Genomic DNA, 26,295 nt, shown 5'->3' with positions numbered 1-26,295 from the left:
CTGTGATATGAATCTCGAAAAGACAGTCGTCGCCGCGGCCATCGTCGTGGTCGTGGCCTCGGGTGTCGCCGCCGTCGCGGTTCCCGACGCCCTGGCCGATCCGACCGACGACCTCCGGCCGGGGAATCTCGACATCGAGGAGGTCCCCATCTCGCCGGGCGCGGTGACCGGCGAGACGGCCACCCTGGGCGTCGAGGCCAGACTCAGCCACTTCGGGAACCCGACCGAGAACGTGACCGTGCTGTTCCGGGCGACCGACAGCGAGTCGAACCTCGTCGCAACCGAGCGGCGCGTCGACGTCGGCTTGCTTGAGGGCGACCGCGAAACGCCGGTCCGAGCCAACCTCACCGTCGACCGCGAGGGCGGCTACCGGATCGAGACGATCGTCTTCCGCGACGGCGAGCGCGTCGATGTCGCCACACGCAGCGTCAGCGGCCTCGAAGCCCTGACGCCCGCCTACGCCGAATCGAACGTCGAGTTCGCCGATACGGGCGCGGTCCAACCGGTGTCGGTCGCCATCGGTTCGGCCGACGACAGCGAGGTACGCCTCGACCTCTCGGGAGCACTGACCAACGAGGGTGACGCCCAGACCAGCGATCTCGAAGTGACGTTCACCGCCAGACAGGCCGAGTCGAACGTCGTCGCCGACCGCGTGACCGTCCCCGTCGGCGACATTCGCGCCGGGCGCACCGCCACTGTCGACGCCGAGGTGAGCGTTCCCAACGAGTACAACTACTACGTCGACGCCGTCCTCTGGCGCGATGGGGTCCACGTCGACTCCGCCCAGAGCGTCGCCAACCTCAACCCGAGCGAGCGGATCAGCGCCGACGAAACGGAAGAGGAAGTGGCCTTCGAGGCTTCGGACTTCGAGTCCGAACCCGGCGAGGAGACCGCCCGTGATCGCGGAGAGGCGAACACGAGCGAAGAGACCCCCGGCTTCGGCCTCGCGGTCGGCCTCGTCGCCCTGCTTGCGATGGCACTGCTGGCCCGGAGGCGATCGGCATGAGCGACGAGAGAGCCACACCACCGAACGACGACTCCTGGACAATGAGTAATGACACCCACGACTCGGACCGAGCCGAACCGACCCACCTGCGAAGCGATGGCGGACAAAGTACGGATTCCGTGTTCGGCTCGCGGGATCTCCGCAGCGTTCTCAACTACCTCGCGCTAGCGGGGCTCGTCCTGTTCGCCCTCGTTTCGGCGGTCCAGCTGTATGCGGCCGTCGGCGGGATCATCAACGAACTGATCGCCAGAGAGTACCGCGTCTTCTTCCGTGCGGCGTTCAATCTCGTCGTGTTGCTGCTCTGTGTCGGTGGGATCTCGCTGCAACTCGACCGCATCACCTGAACGGGTAGTATTTCGCGGCGATCTGACTGTCGAATCGAAATTTAAAATCCGATTTTGCTTTCGTTTTGAAACCACAATCCGCATGAAATAGGGGCCCGTATATACACCCATGAGTCGAACAACGCGATTGGAGATCGAAGGGATGTCGTGTGCCACCTGTGTCGGCAACGTCCAGGAGGCCGTCGGCAACCTCGATGGAGTCGAGGAGGTGAGTGCCAACTTCGCGTCCGACGAGGGCTCTGTGACCTACGATCCCGACGCGGTGAGTCTCGGTGAGATCTACGAAGCGGTCGAGAAGTCGGGCTACGAGCCGGTCACGGAGACGCTGTCGGTCGAGATTGGCGGGATGTCGTGTGCCACCTGCGCCTCGACCAACAAGGAGGCCATCGAGTCGGTACCGGGCGTTATCGAGGCCAGCGTGAACTTCGCAGCCGACGAGGCGACCGTCGAGTACAACCCGATCGACACCGACCTCGAAGCGATCTACGACGCCATCGAGTCGGCGGGCTACGAGCCGGTGCGTCCCGAAGAGGGCGACGACGAAGCGGGCACCGAACGCGAGTCGGTGGCCCAACGCGAGATGGAAAAACAGTGGAAACTCGTCGTCTTCGGCGGACTCCTGACCGCCCCCTTCGCGCTCGTGATGGCTGAGATGCTCGTCGGGGAGTTCCTGCCATCGACAGTCGCCGGGGTACCGCTGGGCTGGATCGAGTTCGGCCTCGTCACCCTGCTGATGGCGACGCTGGGCAAGGAGTTCCTCGTCGGCGCCTACCACGCGGCGGTCAACAACGGCCAGGCCAACATGGATACCCTCGTCGCGATGGGAACGTCTGTCGGCTACATTTACAGTACGGTCGTCCTGTTGGGCCTGTTGTCGGTCGACAGCGGGCTCTACTTCGAGGCCGTGGCGTTCATCCTGTGGTTCATCACCCTCGGCAACTGGCTCGAAGCCCGCTCGAAGGCCCAGGCCAGCGACGCGCTGCGATCGCTGTTGGAGCTCGAAGCCGAGGAAGCAACGGTCATCCGCGAGGACGGCACTGAAGAAACGATCCCGCTGGCCGATGTCGAGGTCGGCGACCACCTGAAAGTCCGACCGGGCGAGCGCGTGCCGACCGACGGCGTCGTCGTCGACGGCGAGAGCGCGGTCGACGAGTCGATGGTGACCGGCGAGAGCGTCCCGGTCGAAAAAAGCGAGGGCGACGAGGTCGTCGGCTCGACGATCAACGAAAACGGCGTGCTGACGGTCGAAGCGACGCGTGTCGGCAAGGATACGGCGATCCAGCAGATCGTCGAACGCGTCAAGGAGGCCCAGGCCCGCCAGCCCGACATCCAGCGGCTGGCCGATCGCGTGAGCGCCTACTTCGTTCCCGCGGTGATCGTCAACGCCCTGCTGTGGGCCGGACTCTGGTATGTGTTCCCCGAGGCGCTGTTCGGCCTCGTTGAGACGCTGCCGCTGTGGTCGCCGGTTGGCGGTGGCCCCGTGGCCGGTGGGGTCCCGCTCGTCGAGTTCTCGATGATCGTCCTCGCCAGCGCGCTGCTGATCGCCTGTCCCTGTGCGCTCGGACTGGCGACGCCCGCCGCGACGATGGTGGGCTCGACCATCTCGGCGACCAACGGCGTCCTATTTAAAGGTGCAGACGTCCTCGAAAAGGCCCGCGGCATCGACACCGTGGTCTTCGACAAGACGGGGACGCTGACCCACGGCGAGATGGAACTCACGGATGTCGTGGTCCTCGACCAGCCCGCGACCGACGGCGGCGTCGCCGAGCGCGTCGACGATGCCGACCCGGTCGGCGCGCCACCGGTCGACGAATCGCTCGTCCTCGGGGCCGCGGCCAGCGCGGAGTCGGGCTCCGAACACCCGCTGGCAGAGGCAATTGTCGACGCGGCTCGTGAGCGTGGCGTTGCTGTTGCCGAGGCCGAGGAGTTCGAGAACGTACCAGGCCACGGCGTCCGCGCCGAAAGCGAGTACGGCGAGACGCTGGTCGGCAACCGCAAACTGATGGCCGACAACGGGATCGACCCCGAACCGGCCGCCGCGGAGATGGAACGGTTAGAGAGCGAAGGCAAAACGGCGATGCTCGTCGCCGTAGATGACCGCCTCGTTGGGGTCGTCGCCACCGCAGATACGGTCCGGGAGAGCGCCAAGGAGACCGTCGCCGAACTCCGCGAGCGTGGCCTCGGGGTCGTCATGCTGACCGGCGACAACGCGCGGACCGCGAGCGCGGTCGCCAAAGAGGTCGGGATCGACCCAGACAACGTCCGGGCGGAAGTCCTGCCGGAGGACAAGGCCGACGAGGTCGACGATCTGCAGGCGGATGGCAGCCGTGTGATGATGGTCGGCGACGGCGTCAACGACGCCCCCGCGCTGACGACTGCCCACATCGGCGTGGCGATCGGCTCGGGGACCGACGTGGCTATCGAAAGCGCCGACGTGACGCTAATGAGAGACGACCCCGCCGACGTGCTGAAGGCGATCCGCCTCTCGGAGGCGACGCTGTCGAAGGTCCGCCAGAACCTGTTTTGGGCGCTGGGCTACAACGCGGTGCTGATCCCCGTGGCCTCGCTGGGGCTGCTGAACCCGGCGCTGGCGGGACTAGCGATGGCCGGATCGAGCGTGAGCGTAATGACGAACAGCCTGCTGTTCCGCGGCTACGACCCCCACGAGGACTACCACCTGCTCGTGACGCGGCCCTTTAGATAGGGGACGCGGAACCGGAGGCTACCGAATGGAAACGCTCTTTTGACCCTCACACGCAGATATGGTATATGAGCAACGGCGACGAGGAAGCCGAGACTGTCGACAGCCTCACCGAGCGACTGGAGGCCGTCGGCGAAGCCCTGGAGGCCGCCGAGACCGAGGCCGATCTCGACGAGATCGAGGCCGACCTCGACGCAATCGAGTCGGAACTCGACGAATCGGAACTCCCGGTTCCCGACGACGAAGAGAGCCCGGCCGACGAACTCGAATCCCAGATCGAGGACTACCGCAACAACCTCGAAGCCCAGCGCGGTCCCTACGCCGAGGATGTCACCGACGACATCGAGGCGGCCAAGCCGACTATCGAGGACGGCGAGTGGACCGAGCAGGGCGAAGGCGAGGTCGTCGAGGCCGTCGCGGCGTTCGCCGAGACGGTCGGCGAGATCCTGGAGTCGCCGATCGACGACGCGGTGACTGGCCTCGATAGCGCGCTCGACGCACTCAGCGACAGCGCACTCGCGGTCACGAACGCCGACCTCGATCCCGACGAGGACAGCGAAACGCTCGAATCGCTGGTCGAAGCCGTCGACACCCTCGATGCTGACCTCGACGAGGCCCAAGAGTGGTCGGATCTGACCGTCCGGGAGACCCTCCGGGCGGAAGGCTACTACGACGTGCTGGGCCACATCAAGGACTACCCGCCGGAGTGGGCCGCCCTCAAGGAACACGAAAAGCGGGGCAACACCGAGATGGTCCTGCTGGCGTATGACCTGCTCGATTCGGACTTCATGGAGGAACACTGCCTCGACACGCTCGCGCGCATGGGCCCGGTCGCGGCCACCGACGAGGCCATCGACGAGATGCTCCAACTGGCGGGCAAACGTGACAAAACGGCGATCAAGATCCTCGGCAAGATGGGCGCGACCGAAGCAGTAGAGACCCTCGTGGAGTACGTTGACGCCGACTCCGACCCCACGCTCCAGAAGGTCACCTTCCGCGCGCTCGGCGAAATCGGCGACGAGGAAGCCATCCAGCCGCTGGCGAACAAGCTCCTGATGGACAACGACAACGTCCGACCACAGGCCGCCCGCGCGCTGGGGCTACTTGGCGACACGCGGGCGATCAAACCGCTCTCGGAGACCCTCAAAGCCGACGAGGATTCGAACGTCCGCGCACAGGCCGCGTGGGCGCTCCGCCAGATCGGCACCAAACGCGCCCTTGAGGCCGTCGTCGACCACGGCTCCGACGAGACGTTTATCGTCCAGACCGAGATCGACAAGGCCCGCCGCGCGCTCGACGCCACCGTCCCGAACGCCTGAATCGAGTTTCGGCTGACTGAATTGTCCACCCCGTCGACACGGTTCCTTTTGCGGCTTCAGTCCTAAACACAACTGCATGACGAACGCACTATTCGTGGTTAGCGAGCGGGGCTACTGGGGCGAGGAATGTATCGAGCCGTTGCTGGCGCTCGACGAGGCAGGCGTCGACGCGACGGTCGCCACACCGACCGGCGAGCCGCCGGTGGTCGACGAGCGATCGATCGACCCCGAAGCGGTGGGCAAGGAGGTCGCCAACCGGGTCAAAGAGTGCGACAACAACGACGAGCGACTGGCCGACCCCGAGCCGATCGCCACGGTCGACGCGGCCGACTACGACGCCGTCGTCTTCCCCGGCGGCCACGGCACTGCCTGGGACATTAACACCGACCGCCACGCCCGCCAGCTGCTGGCCGACGCGGTCGCAGGCGACGAAGGAAAGGCGCTGGTCGTCTGCCACGCGGTCGGACTGCTCGGCTTTACTCACGACGAAAACGGCGAGTATCTGGTCGAGGGACGCGAGGTCACGGGGTTCCCCAACGAGTGGGAGGATGACATTATCGACGACAACGACCTGATGCCTGACGGCCGGAAACTGCCGTATCTGACCGAAGACGAAGTCATCAAGGCTGGCGGCAACTGGGACGCCGAACTCAATTCGGAGACGAGTGTGACGGTCGACGGCGACTTGATCACCGCCCGCGGCCCCGAATCCTCGGCGGCGGCCGCCGAGACACTGCTGGCGGAACTCGGCGTCGAAACCCCGGCCTAACTGCCGGTCGGTACGGGCTACTCTATTTTGAAGACGGCCTCCTGGATCGACTCGCTGCGGCACTCCGGACACCGTGAGGGGTAGTTGACCGGATCGTCGTAGTTGCTGAACCCGCAGCTGCTGCATTCGGGCGGTGCGACCAGGAACTCGCGGTCCTCGGCGGAGCGAACCGACCGGGCGACGTGTTTGAGGTCCTGATAGACGGTCGAGACCGGCGTGTCGAGTGTATCGGCGAGCTGGCTGGCGGTCGCTGGTTCCGCGCCGAGCGTCTCGGCGAGCCGCTCGCGTCGTGTCGAATCGGTCATACCCGGTCTCGGGGCTACGGAACCAAAAACACATCCCGTCGGGGGACTGCGGTGAGGCACTTGCAGTGGCTGGTGGCTACAGGAAGATCGCCAGGCTGACTGTAAAACCGATCGCGATAACGATGACTATCAGCATGAGGAGGCCGACAGTCGACAGGATCGCCCGACGGTCCATCACGACCCCCTTTGTAACGAAGCAGTATAGCTGGTTCGGCTCTGAGAAGGAGAACCGACCGTCGAAACGGAATTTTTAGGCCCGAACCACCCCGACTGCCGGTATGAACGAGGCTGTCGTCGCCACTGGTGTGGGCAAAACCTACGGCGACACCGTTGCGCTCGATGGAGTCGACCTCACGGTGGCCGAAGGCGAGGTGTTCGGCCTGATCGGCCCGAACGGGGCCGGGAAAACCACGCTCATCCGGGCGCTCACCGGGACGACACCGGTGACCGGCAACATCGAGGTCTTCGGAGCGGAGCCAACCGCGGTCGACAGCGAGCGGGTCGGCCTCCTCCCGCAGTCGTTTTCGCCGCCCGCGCGGCTCACCGCCCGGGAGATGATCGACTACTACGCCGGGCTGTACGACAACGCCCGCGACACCGACGCCGTCCTCGCAGATGTGGGGCTCACCGAAACGGCCGACAGCTGGTACGAGACGCTCTCTGGCGGCCAACAGCGCCGCGTCTGTGTCGGGACCGCGCTGGTCAACGATCCCGATCTGCTCTTCTTGGACGAGCCGACCACCGGCATCGATCCCGCCGGTCGGCGCGCGCTGTGGGAGCTGCTCGAATCGCTGGCGGCCGGTGGGACGACAGTCGTACTCACCAGCCACTCGATGGCCGAGGTCCAGCGGCTCTCGGATCGCGTCGGGTTGCTCCAGGACGGCCAACTCGTCGCGGTCGGGACGCCCGAGGACCTGATCGCCGACCACGGCGGCCGGAGTCGGCTCGTGATCGGGACCGACGCCAGCAGCGCGGCGGCCTCGGCACTGGCTGCGGCCGACTTTACGGCGACTGCGAGCCCGAGCGAGGTCGTCGTCGACGGCGTCTCGCCGGTCGACATCGGCGATGCAGTCGAGGTACTGTCGGAGGCGGGCATCAGCTACGACACCCTGACGTGGACCGAACCGAGTTTGGAGGACGTCTACTTGCAGCTCACCGGCGAGAGCTTCGAGGGCGCGATGACGCCGGGAGCGAGCGCGATGGCCGAAGAGTCGAGCGAAGAACCAACCGAACCTGCGGCAGCAGGAGGCGACCGATGAGCCGGAGTCGACGGATTCGATCCGAGGCGGTCGCCGCGTGGCACTCCTTCCTCCGCCGCCGGACCGCGGTGTTCTTCACGTTCTTCTTCCCCGTAATCTTGGTCGTGATCTTCGGCGCGCTGGTCCGGACCCAGCCGACCGACGGCGGGCTGTTCGCCGAACCGGCGGCCTACTACATCCCCGGCTATCTGGCGACGGTCGTGCTGTTTACCCCGCTGTCGCGGGTCGGCAGCGAGATCGCCCGGCACCGCGACGACAATCGGTTCGAGAAACTGGCGACCACACCCCTGAGCCGGACCGAGTGGCTCGTGGCCCACACGGCTGTCAACACCGTCATCATCGGGTTGGCCAGCCTGCTCATCCTCGGGCTCGTCGTGCTCCTGACCGATGCCTCGATCCCGATTACCGCCTCGTTAGCGCTGCTCGTGCCGTTTATCGTGCTGGCAGTGATCCTGTTCTGTGGGTTCGGGGCCGTCCTCGGTCGACTGGCTGACTCTCAGGACGGCGTCATCGCCGCGAGCAACACCATCGCCCTGCCCTTGCTTTTCCTCTCGGATACGTTCATCAGCCTCGACCAGTTGCCCGGCTGGTTCGGGCCGCTGGTCGAACTCTCGCCGCTGACCTACTTCGCCCGCGGCGTGCGGACGCTCACCTACGGGCCCGCGGCTGGCGAGCCGTTCCTCGGCAATCTGCTGATCCTCGCGGCACTCGCGGTGGTTCTCTTCGTGGCGGGTGCCTACGCGATTCCCCGGACCGACTGAGAGTCACGAGGTCGGGGCTGTCCTGCGGTTTTTCCCTTGGCGAGACGGAGGTCAGTATGTCATGTCCCTCCAATCCGCCGCAACTCCGGTCGAAACGCTGCTCAGCGAGAGCCGACTCAAACAGTTGAATACGGTGTCGTTGCTCGCCCAAGCCGGTCACGCCCTCCAGGACGGCAACGAACAGCGGGCGGCCCTGTTGTTCGGCGCGGCAGTCATCGCGCCGAAATACTCGGGTGCCTCCTACCTCATCCAGGGCGCGCTCACCGCGAACGATCTCCGCCGGAAACTGCAGGGCTGATCGGCTCCGGACAGTCGACAGGACTCTCAGATCCGGCTGTCGCTATCGGTTTTTAAAAATGGAAAACTGTGGCGGGATTCCGTCGACCGTCCGTGCTGTGTATCGAGCAGTTAGTGCGTCGACGATTCGAGGACGAGCGAGTCGTCTTCGAGGTAGTGCTCGATGTGGTGGGCGTCCTCTTCGATGTCGGTGAGGATCTCCTTGAGCAGGTGTTCGGTCGTCGGGTCGCCGAGATTGGCCGCCAGCTGGATGTGGTCGCGCATCCCCTCGATGATGTCGCCGTAGGCTTCCATGTCGTTTTCGAGCGACGTGCGGATGTCGTAGACGTCCTCGCCCTCGAACTCGATGGTCGCGCGTTCCTCCTGGTTGGCCGGGCCCGCAATCGGGACGCCGCCGATCGCCTGGGCGCGCTCGGCGATCATGTCGGCACCCATTTCGAGGTTCTCGTAGGCCTCCTGGAGGAACAGGTGGAGGTCGCGGAACTCCGCGCCCTCGACGTTCCAGTGGTGTTTGTGGATCTGGTGATAGAGGACGTAGGCGTTGGCCAGATCGGTGTTCAGCGCATCGATGATCTGCTCGGCTTTGTCCTCGTCGAGCCGAAGCGCGTCGGACTGTTCGACGCTGCCGAACTGCTGTCGGACGGTTTTCTGCGTGCTCATAACAACTATGTATTCAGTCGCCACCCACTTAAAGCTTGACGTTGTGGAAACGCTTTTTTGGGATTTAGAAAGATATGTTTACCATACTCCCGTCTCGAAGGGGAGAGTCCGCGTTGACCAGTGACATATATCAGGCTGTCGTCCAATCGATCGAGTATGGCAGTAATCGATTCGGTGATGCAGGTCGTCCACGTGTTGTTCGCCGGGCTCTGGACCGGGAGTGTATTGTTCGTCGTTGGAGCCGTACTTCCGGCGTCGGCCGCGGGCTCGATCTCGTCGGCTGCGATGGAGACCATTTCGACCCGACTCTCGTGGCTGACCCGCATCAGTGCGGTCGTTTTCGTGGCGACCGGCGGCCACCTTGCAGGCACGGGGTACACCGCGGAGTCGCTTTTCAGTACCGGCCGCGGCCAACTCGTCGTGGCGATGTTGGTGCTGTGGTTCGTGCTGACCGGGCTCGTTGAGGTCGGCTGCAAGCGCCTCGGCGGCTCGGCCGCAGCCGACGATGTTGGGGCGGCCGTCGAATCGACGCGACCGATCTTTCTGGCCGCCGGGGGCGTCGCCGTGCTTCTGCTCGTCGACGCGGGGCTGTTGGCCAGCAATATCAGTTTGTAGTGGTGACAAAACCACGCCAAAAATTAGGTCGGCGACGGATACCAGTGTTCACGAGAGTAAGAGACTGATCAAAACAACGGTAACTAGAAGTTAGAGACGTCCGTTTCAATTTCGTAGGTATCAATTCGGTCTGCTTCATCGCCCAAGTACATAGCATCGAACTCCCAGCGACGCTCGGGAGCGAGGTCAGTGGTGTTATCGAGGCCCTCATCGATTTGAGTTCCGTCCGAGTCTAAAAAGAATATTTCAACCGCAACATAGGACAGTTCTTCACCAGAAACGTTCTCTAAGGTACCGCTAACGCCAACGTCAAATTGGCCCTCATTATAAAGCTCGTGATCAAGTAGTTCAACGTCTTGCTCAGATTCACCTTCTCCCTCATCTGATCCAGATTCGCGATCTCCACCGATTGATCGTTCCCGTCCGTCGCCGTCAGTATCTCCACTACATCCTGCGATAGTGAGTGTAAGCACGGTCCCGCTTGCTACAAGCAATCGTCTACGCTTCATATCTTTCTGTCATTTCCTGTCGCTAAATGTATACTTATTTAGAGAATTAATGATTCGAATAATAATACAAATGGATGTAGAGGGTTGTATAATGGTTTCTATACCTCGAAAATCCGTCTACGGTATAGAGACCAAGGCCACAGAGGGCTCTCAGAGTGTTGTGCCGTGGAAGAACGTCCCGTCGGAGTTCCACGCGAACGAACGTGAGCGTGGAGCAAGACGGGACGTGAGAGACTGAGCGAAGCGAAGCAGTCCGAAAGAACGAACGTCCCGTCGGAGATTTGAACTCCGGTCACTGGCTCCGCAAGCCAATAGGATAGTCCACTACCCTAACGGGACTCATTCCTTGATACCCGTGGTTTACTTAAGACGGTTACGGTACGGCAGCCCCGTGGCGACTGTCGACACGGCACGCTCAAACCGACCGAGTCTCGACATCGGACAGCCAGCGCTCCGACTGCTCCGGAGGTTTTTATCCGATCCCGACACAGCGAGCCGTACGATGGATTTCACACCCAACGTCCCCCCGAGTGATGGAACAATACGGGGGCGACCGGCCCGGGTCGACAGCCCCCTTGAACCGTCGCAAGGACAACGCTTATGCGCGGTCTGGCCCTGTCTCAGCGTATACTTATGGGTGTCATAGCGGACGTCTACGACGACCTCGACACCGACGTGCCCCTCGAAGAGTTTCGGGCGGCCGTCGAGGACAAGGTCGAACAGATGGGCGGGCTAGCCGACGAGGAAACCGCGGCCATGCTCATCGCACACGAACTGAAAGACGAGGAGGTAAACGGGATCGCCGACATCGAACCGGGGATGGACGAGGTGAAGTTCCTCGGCAAGATCGTCTCGATCGGCGAGCTCAGGGAGTTCGAACGCGACGGCGAGGACCAAGAGGACGGCTACGTCGTCAACATGGAGGTCGCCGACAGCACGGGCCGCATCCGCATCTCGATGTGGGACCAACAGGCGATTTCGGCGGTCGGCGACCCCGAGGGCGAGCAGTACGGCCAGCTCGACGTGGGCGATGTCCTCCGCATCGCCGGTCGACCCAAGGACGGCTACAACGGCGTCGAGGTCAGCGTCGACAAGGCAGAACCCGATGACGAGGCCGAAGTCGACGTCGAAGTCCTGGATGTCTACCGCGTCGAGGACCTCACGCTGGGCCTCTCGGATGTGAATCTCAAAGGCAAGATCCTCGACGTGGGGACTGTCCGCACCTTCGACCGCGACGATGGCTCGGAGGGTCGGGTCTCGAACATCGCGGTCGGCGATCCGACCGGCCGAATCCGAGTCACGATGTGGGACGAGAAGGCCGACCGGGTCGAGGAGCTCAGTTCGGGCGAGTCCGTCGAGATCGTCGACGGCTACGTCAAAGAGCGCGACGGGAGCCTCGAACTCCACGTCGGCTCCCGTGGCGCAGTCGAACCCCTCGACGAAGAGATCGAATACGTCCCCGAGACGACCGACATCGGCGGCGTCGAGATCGGCCAGACGGTCGACATCGCTGGCGCGGTCATCGAGGCCGACGAGAAACGCACCTTCGACCGCGACGACGGCTCGCAGGGCCAGGTCCGCAACATCCGCCTCAAAGACGAGTCCGGCGATATTCGGGTCGCCCTCTGGGGCGACAAAGCCGACAAGGATATCGAACTCGCCGATCAGGTGTTGGTGACCGACGCCGAGATCCAGGACGGCTGGCAGGACGACCTCGAAGCCAGCGGCGGCTGGCAGTCGACGGTGAGCGTCCTCGAATCCGGTTCGGGCGGCGAGAGCGCGGCCAAGACACCGACCCAAACGACCGAACGCGAGGCCGAAGCCGCCGCGGCCGCGGGCGGGCTGTCGGCGTTCGAAGACGGCGGGGCGGCGGGAGCCTCGGCGTCAGCGGGGGACAGTGAGTCGACCGACGACGATGGATCAGCTGACGGCAGCGAGTCGACGGAGTCCGGGGCGGTCGTCGAGTTCACCGGCACGGTCGTCCAGACCGGCAATCCGGTCGTCCTGGACAACGGCAGCGAAACACGGAGCGTCGAGACGGGCGATACCCTGCGGCTCGGCGAAGAGGTGACCGTTCGCGGCAGCGAAACCGACGGAACGATCGACGCCGACGAGCTGTTTTAATAATTGTTCTTTTCGAACACGGAGCGTCGAACCGTCGAAGAAAACGACCAGTGAGCGACCGTAACGGAAAGCATTATACGACACACACCCACGTATTTGGGTATGAGTGTCGAGTTGCCGTTCGCCCCGGTAGATGCTATTATCCGGCGCAACGCGGGGTCTCTCCGGGTGAGTGCCGATGCCGCCGAAGAGTTGGCACGGCGTATTCAACGCCACGGGGCGAGTCTCGCCGTCGAGGCCGCAGCAACGGCAACCACCGACGGACGGAAAACCCTGATGGCGAGCGATTTCGGCGTCCATCAGGTCATCGACCGCGACGATCTCGAACTCCCCGTCGCCCCGATCGACCGGATCGCCCGCCTAGAGATCGACGACAGCTACCGGGTATCGATGGACGCCCGGATCGCCTTAGCGGACATCCTCGAAGATTACGCCGACAACGTGGCCGCCGCGGCGGTCACACTCGCCCGCCACGCCGACAGACGCACCGTCCAGGCCAACGACATCGAGACGTACTTTGCACTGTTTGAATAATGCGATTCGGATACAGCGAGGCCTGTCTGGAACACGATACCGGCGAACGACACCCCGAGTCGCCCGACCGCCTGCGGGCGATTAAACGCGGCCTCCAGCACCAACACGGCGTCGAGTATCATGACGCCCCGCCCGCCGACCGCGAGGTCGTCGCCTCGGTTCATGCCGACGACTACGTCGAGGAATTCGAGGAGTTCTGCGAGGATGGCGGCGGCGACTGGGACCGCGATACGGTCGCCTCGGAAGGGACCTGGGAGGCGGCTCTCCAGAGTGCGGGCCTCGCCCGCTGGGCCGCCGAGGAGGCCCTGACAGGGGCCGATGGCCGACAGACGCCCTTTGCAGTCGGTCGACCGCCGGGCCACCACGCCGTCGGCGACGACGCGATGGGCTTTTGCTTTTTCAACAACGTCGCAGTCGCCGCCCAGGGCCTGATCGATGCCGGAGAGATCGACCGCGCGGCGATCTTCGACTGGGACGTCCACCACGGCAACGGTACCCAGGACATCTTCTACGACAGCGACGACGTCTTCTATGCCTCGATTCACGAAGAAGGGATTTACCCCGGATCGGGCGATGTCGACGAGATCGGCGAGGGCGACGGCGAAGGGACGACGCTCAACGCGCCGCTTCCGGCCGGTGTCGGCGATCCCGACTATCTCCATATCATCGACGAAGTCCTCGACCCCGCCCTCGCGGAGTTCGACACCGATCTGCTGATCGTCAGCGCGGGGTTCGACGCCCACCAACACGACCCGATCTCCCGACACCGGGTCTCCACAGAGGGGTATGCGCTGATGACCGACCGGATGCGAACGATCGCCGACCGCAACGACGCCGCCTTGGCGTTCGTCCTGGAGGGCGGTTACGGACTCGATACCCTTTCGGATGGCGTCAAGATCGTCCACGAGACGTTCGACGGCCGCGAGCCGATTGCCTGCGAGGAGGAGCCCGACGAGCCCGCCGTCGAAATCGCCGAGGAGCTCCGGACGCAGTTGGCTCTCGACTGACACCTCCTGTGGAGTTCCAGCCGATTTAACAGGGCCTGCTTACTACGGCCCGTATGGACGACGCCGAGACGTTCAACTGCACCATCACGGACTGGGACTACCTGTATGCCCGCTGTCGAGATGTCAGCGACGAGGTCCGGGCCGCCGATTTCGAGCCCGACGTCATCGTCGCCTTGGCCCGCGGCGGCTGGTTCGCCGGGCGCTGTCTCTGTGACTTCCTCGGGCTCGACGACCTCACGAGCCTCAAGATGGAACACTACGTCGGCACCGGCGAGACCGCCGACGAGCCGCAGGTCCGGTATCCGATGCCTGAAGGCACGCTCGACGGCAAGGACGTGCTCATCGTCGACGACATCGCCGACACCGGCGGCTCGATCGAGTACGCCTACGAGTACGTCACCGACCGCACCGAGGGGACCGTCCGGACAGCCACGCTCCAGCTGCTGGGGACGAGCCGGTTCGAACCGGATTTCGTCGGCGAGGAGCTCGACACGTGGACGTGGGTTGTCTACCCGTGGAACTTCATCGAGGACCTCTCGGAGCTCATCGAACGTGTGCTGTCGGCCGTCGACGCCGAGGCAGTCGACCGCGAGACCATCAGGGGGAAGCTCGCCGAATGGTACGATATCGGCCGCATCGAGATGGAAACCGCCCAGCCCGACCGCCTTGAGGAGGTCCTCGACGAGATGGTCCGCCGCGGCGTCATCGAGCAGACGGGCGACGACGAGTGGCGGCTCCCCCGTAGCTAATACGTCCGATAGTTCGCGGAGCCGACCGAAATCCGAACCAGCGTGTTTCCCTCGTAGGCGTCCTCGTCGGCACCGTACTTCGCGTTGATTCGGCGGTTTGCATTTGTAAAGGCCTCCTCGTCGTCGACTATCCTTGCGGTCCCGAGCAACGAGACCATCCACTCGGTGTGGCCCGCGTGGTCTTTTTGAACCGAGAGAGCGACCCGCGGGTTCATACGGATGTTGTCGAGCTTTTTGCCGCCGGTGACGATCTCGACTGTTTCGTCCGCGTAGCGATACCACACGGGTACCACGTGGGGGCGGTCGTTGAGACTGGTCGCCAGATGGGCAATCAACGGTTCCGAAGTGAGGAGGGTTTCGACAGTTTCTGGAACAGTAGCCGTCACCGCAGACTAGAGCGGCGGCGCGATAAAAAGTCGACTGGCCACAAAAACGACTCACCGTTCGGCAAGTCAGTCGGCGATCGGTTCGACCTCGGATTCGGGGTCGGTATCGGTGTCCTCGGCGTCGTCGCCCTCCTCGACGGCTTCGGGGTCCTGGACCCAGAGGTCGCCGAACAGGTCGTCCTGCTGGAGCCGGATGCGGCCACGATTCGAGAGGAAGAGAAGTGCCAAGTAGGTCATAAACGGTCGACCGCCCGCCGTTTCGATCTCTGTATACAGGAGCTCCGCGCGTCCCTTGTCGAACTGCGGCTGCAGCACGCCGATCACGTCCTCGATCACGCGGTCGATATCCTCGGCGTGGGTCGTTCCCGTCACGTCGTTTTCGGTCGGCTCGTTGTCCTCCCGAAGCTCGTCGGCCGATCGGTAGTCGACGGTCTGGGTGCCACGGCTGAACCCCTGTGGCGACTCGGAGGTATCGTACTCCCGGCGGCGCTTCCACCAGTTGTCGCGTTCGGCCTCCCGGAGCTCCCGGACGAGTTCATCCAACGTCTCGGGGGAGCCACGGGTGGTTTTGCGCTCCAGCCGACGGTCCATCTCGTCTTCGAGAGCGTCGACCGGGTCGAAGTCGGGCTCGGCGTCGGCGGCTTCGGTCATCGCCTGCTCCCACGGCTCGGGTTCGGGCTCCTCGGGCTCCGGATCGGCAAGCAACTGGTCGCCCTTCATCCGCAACAGGACGCTCGCGTAGAACAGCGCGCGGGCGGTCGTCCGGAGGTCGGTCTCCTGGAGCTTCGAGAGGAAGGCGTCTGTCACCTCGACGATGTCGATATCCCAGGGGTCGATCTCGCCGTCCTCGGCCAACTGGACGAGGAGTTCGACCGGCTCGACCTCGTCGTCATCGACCTCATCGGGCGGCGAGGGGTCCGCACTCGCCCCACCGACGCCAGCAATCTCCGGGGCGTCAGTCATCGGCCGTCGCCTCCTCAATCGCGTCGGGGTCGTCGCCATCGCCCTCGCTGCCATCGTCCCCGCCGCTGTCATCCTCGCCGAACTGAATCCCGGTGACGGCGCTGTAGTTGTCGTCTTGCATCGTGACGCCGATGGCGCGTTCGGAGCGTTCTAGGAGCGCTGAGCGGTGGGAGACGACGACGAACTGGGCGTCGCCCGCCAGATCGTCGACCATCTCGCCGACGCGCTCAGCGTTGACGGCGTCGAGGAAGGCATCGATCTCGTCGAGCGCATAGAACGGCGCGGGGTTGTGGCGCTGGATGGCGAATATAAAGGCGAGGGCGGTCAGCGACTTCTCGCCGCCGGACATCGCCGCCAGCCGCTGAATCGGCTTGTCGGCGGGCTGGGCCTTCATCGTGAGACCGCCCTCGAAGGGATCGTCTTCGTCTTCGAGGACGAGTTCGCCGCTCCCCGCCGAGAGCCGCGAGAAGATGTTTTTGAAATGGTCGTTGATCGACTCGAAGGCGTCCATGAAGGTGGCCTTCTTCTGGGATTCGTACTGGTCGATCCGGTCGCGGATACCGTCCCGCTCCTCGACGAGCGTGTCACGGCCCTCGGTGAGCGTCTCGAGTTCCGCCTGGACCTCGTCGTACTCCTCGATCGCCAGCATGTTGACGGGTTCGAGGGCTTCCATCTTCGCCGTCAGCTGCTCGATCTTGGATTCGACCTCGTCGTGATCGGGGATCGCCTCGGGGTCGTAGTCGCCGACCGCCGACTGGAGTTCGTCGATCTCCCACTGGAGACGGTCGATCTCCTCGCGGTGGCTCTCGAGGGTCGATTGGATCTCGGCGACCGCCTCCTTGGCCTCGTCGCGCTCGGCTGTGGCCGCCTTGACCGTCGCCTTGAGGTCCTCACGGTCGGCTTTGAGCTCCTCTAGTTCGCTTTCGAGTTCCTCGACGGCCGCCCGCTTCTCGTCGAGGGTTTCTTCCTTGGCCTCTATCCGGTCTTCCAGTTCCGAAATCTGGTCTTTGGCCTCGGCCTTCCGGTTTTGGGCCGTTTCGACGGTCTCGTGAAGCTCTTCGATGGCCTCCTCGGCGTACTGGAGTTCCAGCTGTTTTTCGTTGATTCGGCCGTCGACTTCCTCCATCCGCTCGTTGTGATCGTCGATCTCGGCTTTGATCTCGTCGGCCTCGGCGGTGAGTTCGGGGATTTTGGAATCGGCGAGTTCCGCTTCGAGGTCGGCGATCGTCTCCTCGACGGCCTCGCGGTCGGCCTCGAGTTCCTCGATCCGGTCGTCGACCGCTTCCATCTCCTCAGTGACTTCTTCGCGTTCGGCCTCGATTTCTTCCAGTCGCTCTTCGAGCTGCTCGATCTCGCTTTCGGTGTCGTCGATCTCTTCGCGCGTGCGTTCGATATCGGTCTCGATCGAGCGCACCGTTTCGGTCGCATCGGATTTCCGGTCCCGAGCGTCGTCGATGTCGCTCTCTAACTCTCTGATTTCGGAATCGAGGCTGCGCCGTTTGTCCTCCAGTTGGGCGATCTCCGTGGCGATCCGTTCGAGTTTGCCGCCGCCGGAGTGGGAAAACGAGTACCGCGAGCCGCCGCCGGAGCCGCCGGTCATCGCCCCCGACCGCTCGACGAGGTCGCCGTCGAGGGTGACCATCCGGTAGTCGCCCATGAACTGCCGGGCGGTCTGCATATCCTCGACGACGAGCGTCGAACCAAGGACGTAGGAAAAGATCGACTCGAATTTGGCATCGTAGTCGACGAGGTTGCGGGCGAAATCGACGACTCCTGGATCGTTCGGCAGCCGCGGCAGGCTGCGGTTGTCCATCTTCGAGATCGGGAGGAACGTCGCTCGGCCAGCGTTCCTGGATTTGAGGTAGTCGATGCAGTCCGACCCCACCCCGTCGTCGTCGACCACGACGTTGGCGAGCCGCCCCCCGGCGGCGGTCTCACAGGCGGTCGCGTACTCGGAGTCGACGCTGCCGAGATCGCCGACCGCGCCGTGGACCCCCGCCATATTCGCGTTGAGGATCGTCGTCACGGCGCGTGGCCACGAGGTGTCGCCCGAATCGGAGGCACGGGCTTCGAGTTCGGCGTATTCGGACTGTTTCTCCCGGAGGTCGTCGTCGATCTCGTCGAGTTCGTCCTTCAGCTCGCTGCGCTCCTCGTGGAGCGTCTCGATGGTCGACTCGATTTTGTCCCTGTTCTTTTCGGCCTTGTCCAACTCGCTGTGGAGCTCCGAGAGATCAGCCTTCAGGTCGGGGAGGTCCTCACGGGCGGCTTCGAGGTCCTCCTGTGCTTCGGTGACCTCGTTCGACCGCCGCCGGGCGTCGTCCAGCAGACGATCTTTCTCACGCTGGGCCTCGTTGGCGTCGGCTTTGAGCGATTCGAGCCGCACTTTCTCCTCGCTTAATTCGGCTTTGAGTTCGTCGAACTCGGTGTCGACGTTCTCGATTTCCGCCTCGACCTCGGCGAGTTCCGACTCCTTGGTCTGGATCGTCCCCTTGATCGAGGCTTTCTTCACTTTGTGATCGCGGATCTCGTCTTCGAGTTCTTCGACCTGCTCCTGCTTGCGGTCGAGGTCGACGAAGGCGCTACGACGCTCGTTTTCGGCGTCCTCGACGCGCTCCTCGGCGGTCTCGATCCGCCCTTCGAGTCTGTCGATCTCTCCCTTGACAGACTCGATTTCGCGTTTGATCGCGAGCTGTTCGTCCTCGCCCTTGCGTTCGATCTCGCGGTTGAGGTCCGCCAGTTCGTCTTCGAGTCGGGTGAGTCGACCCTGTTTGGTGTCGAGCGTCGACTGGCGCTCGGCGAGGGTTTCCTCCTTGGACTCTATTTTCGCCTCGATCTCGGCGAGCGTCTCGCGTTTCTCTTCGAGTTCGGCGGCCTTCAGATACCCCTCGTACTCCTCTTTTTCCTCGCGGTGGGACTGGTATTCGAGGGCGGTTTCGCGTTCGTCGGCCAGCTGGTCGAGGCGGTCTTCCTTGTCTTCGATCTTGAGCGTGGCCTCGTTGATGCGCTCCTCGACGGCATCGAGCTCCTCGAAGGCGGCCTCCTTCTTCTGGTCGAACTCGGCGACGCCGGCGATCTCGTCGATGATGCCGCGGCGCTGGAACGGCGACATGTTGATGATCTCGGTCACGTCGCCCTGCATCACGACGTTGTACCCCTCGGGGGCGATGCCTGCTTGAGAGAGCAGGTCCTGGATGTCCCCGAGATTCACCGAGCGGTCGTTGAGATAGTAGTACGAATAGTAGTTGTCGTCGGTCTGTTTGACCCGGCGTTTGATCGTGATCTCCTCGACGTCGCCGATCCGGTCGCTCCCGGCGGCGGTGACGACCTGCTCCCGGGTGAGGGTACCGTCGCTGTTGTCCAGGATCACCTCGACGCTGGCCTCGCGGGTGCCGCCAGCGGCTTCCGCCTCGCCGTCGTGGCCGGGATTATAAATGAGGTCGGTCAGCTTCTCGGCGCGGATACCGCGAGTGCGGGCGAGGCCGAGGGCGAACAGCACACCGTCGATGATGTTGGACTTCCCCGAGCCGTTGGGGCCGGTGATGACCGTGAAATCCTCGTAGAAGGGGATACGTGTCGGTCGCCCGAAGCTCTTGAAACCGTCCAAAACGAGGGCTGAAATGTGCATTAGGTAGGTGACTGTGGCTGCTGGGTTGGGTGTCGACCGAAGCCGCGGAACGCCGCCCGTTTAGGCGACGATGATATCGCTCTGCTCGGTCCCGTCGTCGGTCGACTCATCTGTCGACTCTTCCGTCTCGGGGGTGTTATCCCCTTCGAGTGACGACGCCCCCAACTCGTCGCTGGGCTCCTGTTCGACGACCTCGACGTGATCGTCGCTTTTGGTCGTCTCGGAAGTCGCCGATTCGACCGGGTCGGCCTCGGCGAAGCCGTCGTCTTCGGCCTCTTCGGCTTCGGTTTCGAGTTCGCGGACCCGGGCTTTGGTCTCGACGAGTTCTTCGGTCAGACCGTTGACCGCCGCACGGAGCTCTGCGATCTCGCTTTCGAGATCGTCGACTCGATTAGTCATGAATGTTGAACGTTCCCACGGACTCATAAATCTGTGTCAGACATCTGTGGGACAACTGAGAAGAGTCGGCGCTTTGTTGGTTCCATCGGTATCTGATTCATCGTGTATTTTATTTGACCACCGGGGTCACAATCGGACAGAAATGCTGTACGAACTGATCCATCGGTATGCGCCGAAAACACCGGGGGGTCGGGCAATCGCTGCAGTTCTCTTGTCGCTGGTCGGCGTTCCGGCACTGGTACTCGGATTTATCGGGCTTTCTGGAAACCTCGGGGTAGCGCTCCCGCTGCTTTGTGTGAGTCTCATAGCACTCTTCGTCTCCGGGCAGTTGACATGGGGGATCGTCCAACAGGCAAACATGGCCCCCGAGGCGAGCCCGCTCGACGGAGCCCAAGCGGACGACCACAGCGAAACCGCGATAGAAACGCTTCGTCGACGGTATGCGGAGGGGACGATTAGCGACGAGGAGTTCGAGCACCGCTTAGACCGACTGCTTGACTCCGAAGAGACAGCACGGTCGGCGACCAGCGAACGGATCGTGGAGTGATCGATCCGTTCGACACGCTGCTCCGTTACTCTTTAGCCAGCGGGCGGCAAACCCCGGGTAATGACTGCGCAGGCCGTCGAAAACCGAGAACACGCGGTCGTCATCGGGCTGGAGGTCCACGTCCAGCTCGAAACGTCGACCAAGATCTTCTGTGGCTGTTCGACCACGGCCGCCGACGACGAGGAGCCGAACACCCGAACCTGTCCCGTCTGTCTGGGACTCCCCGGCGCGCTGCCGGTGCTCAACGAGGGCGCCGTCGAGGCCGCCGTCAAGATCGGCAAGGCCCTTGAGGCCGACATTCCCGAACGCACCACCTTCCACCGGAAGAACTACTACTACCCCGACCTCCCCAAAAACTTCCAGCTGACCCAGTACGACGCCCCGATCTGCCAGCAGGGAAGCCTCGAAATTTCGGTCGAGGGCCAGCGCCGCGAGATCGGCATCACCCGCGCCCATCTCGAAGAAGACCCCGGCAGCCTCCAGCACAAAGGCGGACAGATAGACACCGCCGAGGCCACGCTGATCAACTACAACCGGGCCGGAACGCCGCTCGTGGAGATCGTCACCGAGCCGGACTTCCGCTCTCCCCAGGAGACGCGGGCGTTCCTCGCCAAACTCGAAGGCGTCCTGGAGTACCTCGGCGTGTTCGATGCCACCCGCGACGGGAGCCTCCGGGTCGACGCCAACATCTCGCTGGTCGACGCCGAGGACGTCGCCGAGGACGGCTCGATCTCGGACGATGTGCTGGCGGATGCGAACCGCACGGAGGTCAAAAACATCTCCAGTCACAAGGGAGCCGAGAAGGCTCTCGCCTACGAGGTCACCCGCCAGAAGAACGCGGTCCGCCGCGGTCGGGCGGTCGAAACCGAGACCCGCCACTGGGACGAGTCACGCGGCATCACGGTCTCGATGCGCTCGAAGGAGTCGGAGGCCGACTATCGGTACTTCCGGGAGGCCGACCTGCCACCGCTCGAAGTCGCCCACTGGAAAGAAGAGATTCCGATTCCCGAACTACCGGATGCCCGCCGCGAGCGATTTAAAAGCGAGTACGGTCTCGGCGAGGAGGCGGCCTCGAAGCTCACCTCCACGAAGGCCGTCGCGGACTTCTTCGAGTCGGTCGCCGAGGGGTTCGATGCCGACCTCGCGGCGACGTGGGTCGCCGACAACCTACTGGGAGAGCTGAATTATCGGGATATGGAAATCACCGACGTCGAGGGGCGACTCGACGAGTTCGAGCGACTGATTGAGCTGGTCGACGGCGACGAGCTCACGGTCAAAAATGCCGAGGAGGTCGTGCTCCGGGAGATGCTCGACGAGGGCCAAGATCCGGAGACGATCATCGACCGCGAGGGGCTCGGCAAGGCCGACGACGACGCGATTGAGGGCTTCGTAACGGAAGCGATCGAGGAGAACCCCGACGCCGTCGAGGACTACCACAACGGCGAGGACGGCGCGCTGAACTTCCTTGTCGGCCAGGTCATGCAGAAGTCACAAGGATCGGCCGATCCGGGTAGTGTGAACGAACTGCTTCGGGCGCAGTTGGCCGAATAAGTCGCAGTCGATCCGTTATATTTCGAAGCTATGGAACCGGACTCTATTGGGGATAGATCAGCTGGCATCTCCATTTCGGCTTCGGTTATTGAGACACACAGTCATTAAAACAGCCATATTGGTCGACGTTTGCTGAAATAGCTCGTTACTATTCATCTGTTGGAGATTTTGGGGAGGGCGACTCGCCGCTCATCATCGAAATCAGGCGCTTCGATCAGCGTAGACGAGTAAGGTAATGTTACCGTCGTTTACACGTTTCGGGGGTGGTCGACGGCCGTGATTAAAGGGTGAAGTATAACGGGCGTATCCTATTGCTGTATCCACCCATACGTACTATCGTGGAAGTAGTAACTGGGCAACTCGCATTCAATTGGGGGATTCGCATGCCGTTGTCTCGGGGGAGCTATTTCCACGGTGTGAAACGCGTTTCGTCACGAAACGTGTTTCATTCAGTTGTGCGTAAACTCCGGGCTGTCGGGCAATCAGGGTAACCACGAGTTAGGTGGAGGGTAGTCAGGGCCACCGTATTGTACTGGTTTGTGAACCAGTTCTCGAATCCGCATTAGGGTTTTTTGTCTACACATCGCCTATGCCATGTAGCCAATGAGTGTGATAGCTACGTTTGAGGTTTCTGCAGACAGTTTTCCGCTCGGGAAATCCATCGAAAACCAGTCGACGGCCGAGATAGAAATCGAGCGTGTCGTACCGATGAGACAGGGACAGTTCCCGTTTATATTCGTGTGGAACCACACGGACTTCGAGGAGTTCGAACGGTCGGTTTCAGGGCTTCCCGAAATCGAATCGGTCGTGCTGCTCGAATCCTTCGACAACGGGAGACTGTATAAGATCATGTGGAGTGACGGTGACTGCCCGGTGATCGCTGAAATAATCTCTAACGAGGGGACGCTACTCTCAGCCATCGGCGACCCCACAGAGTGGGTTTTCGAAATCCGGTTTCCGGAACACACGAACGTCTCCGATTTCTTTCGGGATGTGACCGACGCGGACGACGTCGAACTCTCGCTCAAATCGTTGGTCAAAGAGATCGACTTCGAGTCGGTCGACGGTGGTATCCTGACCGACAAACAGGAGCAGACGCTCAAGACGGCCTTCGAGATGGGATACTTCTGCGTGCCTCGGGAGGCCCACCTCGACGACGTCGCCGACCGACTGGGAATCTCGCCGTCGGCAGCCAGCTCCCTGGTACGCCGGGGCTGTGCCCAGCTGTTCGAACACAAATTCGCCTGAACAGCCGTCACTCGGTCAATCCGTCGGAGCTGCCGTCGACTCTTCGCGGTCGACCACGCCACCTTTCCACGTACCGAGTCGGAACCAGCCGACAGCGACGACAAAGGAACCAAACGCCCCGACTGCGTAGGCCCACCACAGGCCGTCGACGCCCCAGTCGAGGGCCGCAATCGTGAGGCTCGTCCCTGGCACGGTGTACGCCCAGCCGAAGGCAAACAGGAGCGCGAACGGAACCCGGAAGATCCACCGCGAGAGGAAGGACAGGACCATGGCGACTTTCGTCACACCCGCGCCCCTGAAACCGCCCTGAATCACCATCACGCCGCCGAAGAAGGCCCACGAGGGCGCGACGATCCGGAGGAAGCCGATCCCCTCCTCGATCACCCCCGGTTCGTCGATGAACACACCGATCGCGGCCGCGGGGAACGCGACCACCAGCCCCGCGGCGGCGAACAGCAGGGCCATCGTCGCCGCGGCCGCCTTCCAGATGACCTCCGCGGCACGGTCGGGCGTGTCGGCCCCGAGGTTCTGGCCGACGCCGGTGGCGGTCGCCTGGCCCACCGCTCCCGCGACGGTCCAGGAGACCGACATCAGCCGAACGCCAATGCCGTAGGCTGCGATGGCGGCCACGCTGAACTGGGCGACGAAGGCCGCCATCACGACCGACGAAAAGCTCCGGGCCCAGCCATCGATCGTCGCGGGCGTGCCGATGTCGACGAGCCGCCGCTGGAGCTCCCAGTCGGGCCGGAGATCGGCCAGCCGGAGCCGAACGCCGAACCCGCCGGTGAGGAGGAGATAAATCCCCGCGGCGGCCGCCGCGCCGCGAGCGATGAACGTCGCTACCGCCGCCCCCTGCGTGCCGAGGGCCGGAACCGGCCCCCAACCGAGGATGAAGATCGGGTCGATAACGACGTTCAACCCGGCAGAAAGCAGCATGAGCCACATCGCGGTCTTGGTGTCGCCCGCGCCCTGTAAGGCGGCCCGAAACGCGAAAAACAGGAAGGTCAACGGCAGGGTGAGAAAGATGATCTCGATGTAGGCCAGCGCCTCGGTATACACTTGACCCTCCGCGCCGATCGTCGATAGCAGTGGCTGGCGAACGGCAAGCCCGACGGCCGCCAGCACGACCGCGACCGCCGTCGTCAACAGCGCCGACTGGCCGACGACGCGGTCGGCTTCCCGCTTATTGCCCGCGCCGATATGCTGGGAGACCAGCGCGATCGTCGCCGCCGTAATCCCCATCGCCGTCGAGACGAACATCCAGGACAACGGAAACATCAGCGAGACCGCGGCGACGGCCTCGTCGCTCACCCGGCCGACCCAGAACATATCCGCGAGATTGTAAAACGTCTGAAGCAGGTTTCCCAACACGAGCGGCCACGCCAGCGAGAACAGCCGCGGCGTGATCGCCCCAGTGGTCATATCGACCGGCGACGACTTGCTCACGATGGGTACCTCGGTTGCAGCGGCGGCATAGTCGTCATATAACTAGTTGTGATCCTCCTCAGTGGGGATGGGCGATGTCCTCGACGGTCAACAGACGCGTCTCGGGGTCGACCGCCGCATCGAGCGCGGCATCGGCGACCCGGTCGACGGACAGCGGGCGGGCCTCGCCGAGCCGCTCGGCCAGCGGGTCGATCCCGTCGACCAGCCGACAGAGCCAGTTGAGCGGCTCGGGGAAATGCGGCTGGTCGGGGCCATAGACGGCACCGGGCCGCAGCACCACCGTCTCCATGTTGAGGTTCTCGACGGCGCGTTCGGCCCGGCGTTTCGACTGGAGGTACGCCCGGCGGGCGGTGGGATAGTTGGCCGCCGATGAGAGGAAGACGTAGGTATCGACACCCGCGCGTTCGGCCTCCAAGGCGGTGATAATCGCCGAATCGCCGTTGAGCCGCTCGAAGGTCGCGCCCTCCCGTGGCGTTTCGTGGGCGATACCGACCGAATGGACGACGGCATCGACGCCACGGAGGCGGTCGCGCCACGTGTGCGGCGAAAACAGGTCCGCGCTGGTCCACTCGACGCGGTCGACCCAGCGGTCGGAAACGTCTTCGGGACGACCGCCGCGGGAGACGCTCCGGACCTCGTGGCCCGCCTCGATTGCCCGCCGACAGATCGCCCGGCCGATAAATCCGCTGCCGCCGACGACGAGAAGCCGTGCCATAGCTGTAGGTAGGGGCGGCGGGTACGTGGGAGTTGTGGTCGACTACCGAGCCAGTACCACGGTAGTGACCACCTACCACCGGACAGCGACGGGACGCTCAGATTCGGTCGACGGTGTCAGAAGACTCGGCAGGCGTCGCGTCGGCGGTCGAGGGTTCATCGGCCGTCGCACGGTCGGTTTTGATCGCCGCACGGATCGCCACACCGAGGAGGATAAGCCCCTCGATTCGGGCGGCGGTGACAACCCAGGGCTTCGCCGTTGGGGCCTCGCCGTCATACTCGTAGCTGAAATCCGTCAGCGTGCTTATAAACCGATCCGGGTACAGCGCTTCGACGAGTCCGACCAGACCGATAAGTAGTTTGAGCATACGAAGAGATTCGTCCGGGGAAAAGAAAAATCCGCGGGTCGGCAACCGGTCGGAACCCCGAGCGGGAAAGCCAGCGGGCGGCACGAAAG

General features: G+C 63.5%; 26 protein-coding genes and 1 tRNA gene. 16 read left to right on the top strand and 11 right to left on the bottom strand.

Annotation, left to right across the window (positions count from 1 at the left end; all coding sequences use genetic code 11):
- Window positions 1-7: 7 nt before the first annotated feature.
- The 5 genes from NO877_RS00730 to NO877_RS00710 all read left to right on the top strand — a co-directional run bounded on the left by NO877_RS00730 (window position 8) and on the right by NO877_RS00710 (window position 6,139).
- Complete coding sequence (locus tag NO877_RS00730; protein WP_256394377.1) at window positions 8-1,006, top strand: DUF7490 domain-containing protein; 999 nt, start codon at window positions 8-10, stop codon at window positions 1,004-1,006.
- Window positions 1,003-1,350 carry a DUF8060 family membrane protein gene (locus NO877_RS00725; protein WP_256394376.1) on the top strand — a complete coding sequence of 116 codons (348 nt, stop codon included), beginning with the start codon at window positions 1,003-1,005 and terminating at the stop codon, window positions 1,348-1,350. Before NO877_RS00730 ends, NO877_RS00725 begins: the two co-directional genes overlap by 4 nt.
- A 109-nt stretch (window positions 1,351-1,459) precedes the next feature.
- Window positions 1,460-4,054 (top strand): heavy metal translocating P-type ATPase, encoded by a 2,595-nt coding sequence (locus NO877_RS00720; RefSeq protein ID WP_256394375.1) that lies wholly within the window; start codon window positions 1,460-1,462, stop codon window positions 4,052-4,054.
- Between the two features lie 65 nt (window positions 4,055-4,119).
- Window positions 4,120-5,370, top strand: a complete 1,251-nt coding sequence (locus NO877_RS00715; protein ID WP_256394374.1) for a HEAT repeat domain-containing protein — start codon at window positions 4,120-4,122, stop codon at window positions 5,368-5,370.
- A gap of 76 nt (window positions 5,371-5,446) precedes the next feature.
- Window positions 5,447-6,139, top strand: a complete 693-nt coding sequence (locus NO877_RS00710; protein WP_256394373.1) for a DJ-1/PfpI family protein — start codon at window positions 5,447-5,449, stop codon at window positions 6,137-6,139.
- Between the two features lie 17 nt (window positions 6,140-6,156).
- Here the strand turns inward: NO877_RS00710 and NO877_RS00705 are convergent, their stop codons facing one another.
- Window positions 6,157-6,444 carry a transcriptional regulator gene (locus NO877_RS00705; protein WP_256394372.1) on the bottom strand — a complete coding sequence of 96 codons (288 nt, stop codon included), beginning with the start codon at window positions 6,442-6,444 and terminating at the stop codon, window positions 6,157-6,159.
- Between the two features lie 278 nt (window positions 6,445-6,722).
- On the opposite strand from NO877_RS00705, the gene NO877_RS00700 reads away from it, so the two are divergent.
- From NO877_RS00700 to NO877_RS00690, 3 genes are all read left to right on the top strand, one after another.
- Complete coding sequence (locus NO877_RS00700; protein ID WP_256394371.1) at window positions 6,723-7,703, top strand: ABC transporter ATP-binding protein; 981 nt, start codon at window positions 6,723-6,725, stop codon at window positions 7,701-7,703.
- Complete coding sequence (locus tag NO877_RS00695; protein ID WP_256394370.1) at window positions 7,700-8,464, top strand: ABC transporter permease; 765 nt, start codon at window positions 7,700-7,702, stop codon at window positions 8,462-8,464. Before NO877_RS00700 ends, NO877_RS00695 begins: the two co-directional genes overlap by 4 nt.
- 61 nt (window positions 8,465-8,525) lie before the next feature.
- A complete protein-coding gene (locus tag NO877_RS00690; RefSeq protein ID WP_256394369.1) occupies window positions 8,526-8,762 on the top strand; it encodes a hypothetical protein in 237 nt (78 codons plus the stop codon).
- A 110-nt stretch (window positions 8,763-8,872) separates the two neighbouring features.
- Here NO877_RS00690 and dpsA read toward each other — a convergent pair whose 3' ends face one another.
- Window positions 8,873-9,421, bottom strand: coding sequence for a DNA starvation/stationary phase protection protein DpsA (dpsA, locus tag NO877_RS00685; RefSeq protein ID WP_256394368.1), 549 nt, complete (start codon window positions 9,419-9,421; stop codon window positions 8,873-8,875).
- A 156-nt stretch (window positions 9,422-9,577) separates the two neighbouring features.
- On the opposite strand from dpsA, the gene NO877_RS00680 reads away from it, so the two are divergent.
- Window positions 9,578-10,036 carry a transporter gene (locus NO877_RS00680; RefSeq protein ID WP_256394367.1) on the top strand — a complete coding sequence of 153 codons (459 nt, stop codon included), beginning with the start codon at window positions 9,578-9,580 and terminating at the stop codon, window positions 10,034-10,036.
- Between the two features lie 83 nt (window positions 10,037-10,119).
- On the opposite strand, the gene NO877_RS00675 is transcribed toward NO877_RS00680, so the two are convergent.
- Entirely contained in the window at window positions 10,120-10,545 is a 426-nt protein-coding gene (locus NO877_RS00675) for an FxLYD domain-containing protein (RefSeq protein WP_256394366.1), read from the bottom strand.
- Between the two features lie 266 nt (window positions 10,546-10,811).
- Window positions 10,812-10,884: transfer RNA gene (locus NO877_RS00670), tRNA-Arg, on the bottom strand.
- Between the two features lie 294 nt (window positions 10,885-11,178).
- Here NO877_RS00670 and NO877_RS00665 point away from each other — a divergent pair.
- The 4 genes from NO877_RS00665 (at window position 11,179) to NO877_RS00650 (ending at window position 14,959) form a co-directional block, all read left to right on the top strand.
- Window positions 11,179-12,669: a single-stranded DNA binding protein gene (locus tag NO877_RS00665; protein WP_256394365.1), complete on the top strand. Its 1,491-nt coding sequence runs from the start codon at window positions 11,179-11,181 to the stop codon at window positions 12,667-12,669.
- A 102-nt stretch (window positions 12,670-12,771) separates the two neighbouring features.
- A complete protein-coding gene (locus NO877_RS00660) occupies window positions 12,772-13,203 on the top strand; it encodes a histone family protein (protein WP_256394364.1) in 432 nt (143 codons plus the stop codon).
- A complete protein-coding gene (locus tag NO877_RS00655; RefSeq protein ID WP_256394363.1) occupies window positions 13,203-14,210 on the top strand; it encodes a histone deacetylase family protein in 1,008 nt (335 codons plus the stop codon). Before NO877_RS00660 ends, NO877_RS00655 begins: the two co-directional genes overlap by 1 nt.
- A 53-nt stretch (window positions 14,211-14,263) precedes the next feature.
- On the top strand, window positions 14,264-14,959 hold the full coding sequence (locus NO877_RS00650) for a phosphoribosyltransferase (RefSeq protein ID WP_256394362.1): 696 nt from the start codon (window positions 14,264-14,266) through the stop codon (window positions 14,957-14,959).
- Here NO877_RS00650 and NO877_RS00645 read toward each other — a convergent pair.
- The 4 genes from NO877_RS00645 to NO877_RS00630 form a co-directional block, all read right to left on the bottom strand.
- Window positions 14,956-15,345 carry a pyridoxamine 5'-phosphate oxidase family protein gene (locus NO877_RS00645; RefSeq protein WP_256394361.1) on the bottom strand — a complete coding sequence of 130 codons (390 nt, stop codon included), beginning with the start codon at window positions 15,343-15,345 and terminating at the stop codon, window positions 14,956-14,958. The two genes, NO877_RS00650 and NO877_RS00645, sit on opposite strands and share 4 nt — an antisense overlap.
- Window positions 15,346-15,411: 66 nt before the next feature.
- Window positions 15,412-16,308, bottom strand: a complete 897-nt coding sequence (locus NO877_RS00640; protein WP_256394360.1) for a segregation and condensation protein A — start codon at window positions 16,306-16,308, stop codon at window positions 15,412-15,414.
- Window positions 16,301-19,933 carry a chromosome segregation protein SMC gene (gene smc / locus NO877_RS00635; RefSeq protein ID WP_256394359.1) on the bottom strand — a complete coding sequence of 1,211 codons (3,633 nt, stop codon included), beginning with the start codon at window positions 19,931-19,933 and terminating at the stop codon, window positions 16,301-16,303. The genes NO877_RS00640 and smc overlap by 8 nt, the downstream gene beginning before the upstream one ends.
- Window positions 19,934-19,993: 60 nt before the next feature.
- Window positions 19,994-20,332, bottom strand: coding sequence for a DUF7518 family protein (locus NO877_RS00630; protein WP_256394358.1), 339 nt, complete (start codon window positions 20,330-20,332; stop codon window positions 19,994-19,996).
- A 142-nt stretch (window positions 20,333-20,474) separates the two neighbouring features.
- Here NO877_RS00630 and NO877_RS00625 point away from each other — a divergent pair, with 142 nt between their 5' ends.
- The 3 genes from NO877_RS00625 to NO877_RS00615 all read left to right on the top strand — a co-directional run bounded on the left by NO877_RS00625 (window position 20,475) and on the right by NO877_RS00615 (window position 23,678).
- The gene (locus tag NO877_RS00625; RefSeq protein ID WP_379826713.1) at window positions 20,475-20,879 is read left to right on the top strand and encodes an SHOCT domain-containing protein; all 405 of its coding nucleotides are present in this window, start codon (window positions 20,475-20,477) and stop codon (window positions 20,877-20,879) included.
- A gap of 60 nt (window positions 20,880-20,939) precedes the next feature.
- A complete protein-coding gene (gene gatB / locus NO877_RS00620) occupies window positions 20,940-22,430 on the top strand; it encodes an Asp-tRNA(Asn)/Glu-tRNA(Gln) amidotransferase subunit GatB (protein ID WP_256394357.1) in 1,491 nt (496 codons plus the stop codon).
- A 603-nt stretch (window positions 22,431-23,033) separates the two neighbouring features.
- Window positions 23,034-23,678 carry a helix-turn-helix domain-containing protein gene (locus NO877_RS00615; protein ID WP_256394356.1) on the top strand — a complete coding sequence of 215 codons (645 nt, stop codon included), beginning with the start codon at window positions 23,034-23,036 and terminating at the stop codon, window positions 23,676-23,678.
- Between the two features lie 15 nt (window positions 23,679-23,693).
- Here the strand turns inward: NO877_RS00615 and NO877_RS00610 are convergent, their stop codons facing one another.
- The 3 genes from NO877_RS00610 to NO877_RS00600 form a co-directional block, all read right to left on the bottom strand.
- Window positions 23,694-25,124: an MATE family efflux transporter gene (locus NO877_RS00610; RefSeq protein WP_321169418.1), complete on the bottom strand. Its 1,431-nt coding sequence runs from the start codon at window positions 25,122-25,124 to the stop codon at window positions 23,694-23,696.
- A 58-nt stretch (window positions 25,125-25,182) separates the two neighbouring features.
- Window positions 25,183-25,839: an NAD-dependent epimerase/dehydratase family protein gene (locus tag NO877_RS00605; protein ID WP_256394355.1), complete on the bottom strand. Its 657-nt coding sequence runs from the start codon at window positions 25,837-25,839 to the stop codon at window positions 25,183-25,185.
- Window positions 25,840-25,936: 97 nt separating this feature from the next.
- Window positions 25,937-26,206, bottom strand: coding sequence for a hypothetical protein (locus NO877_RS00600; protein ID WP_256394354.1), 270 nt, complete (start codon window positions 26,204-26,206; stop codon window positions 25,937-25,939).
- Window positions 26,207-26,295 lie beyond the last annotated feature (89 nt).

The sequence above is a fragment of the Halohasta litorea genome, assembly GCF_024494645.1.
GTDB lineage: Archaea > Halobacteriota > Halobacteria > Halobacteriales > Haloferacaceae > Halohasta > Halohasta litorea.
The sequence above is the reverse complement of the archived record's forward strand: the minus strand, read 5'-3'. Positions and strand labels throughout refer to the sequence as shown.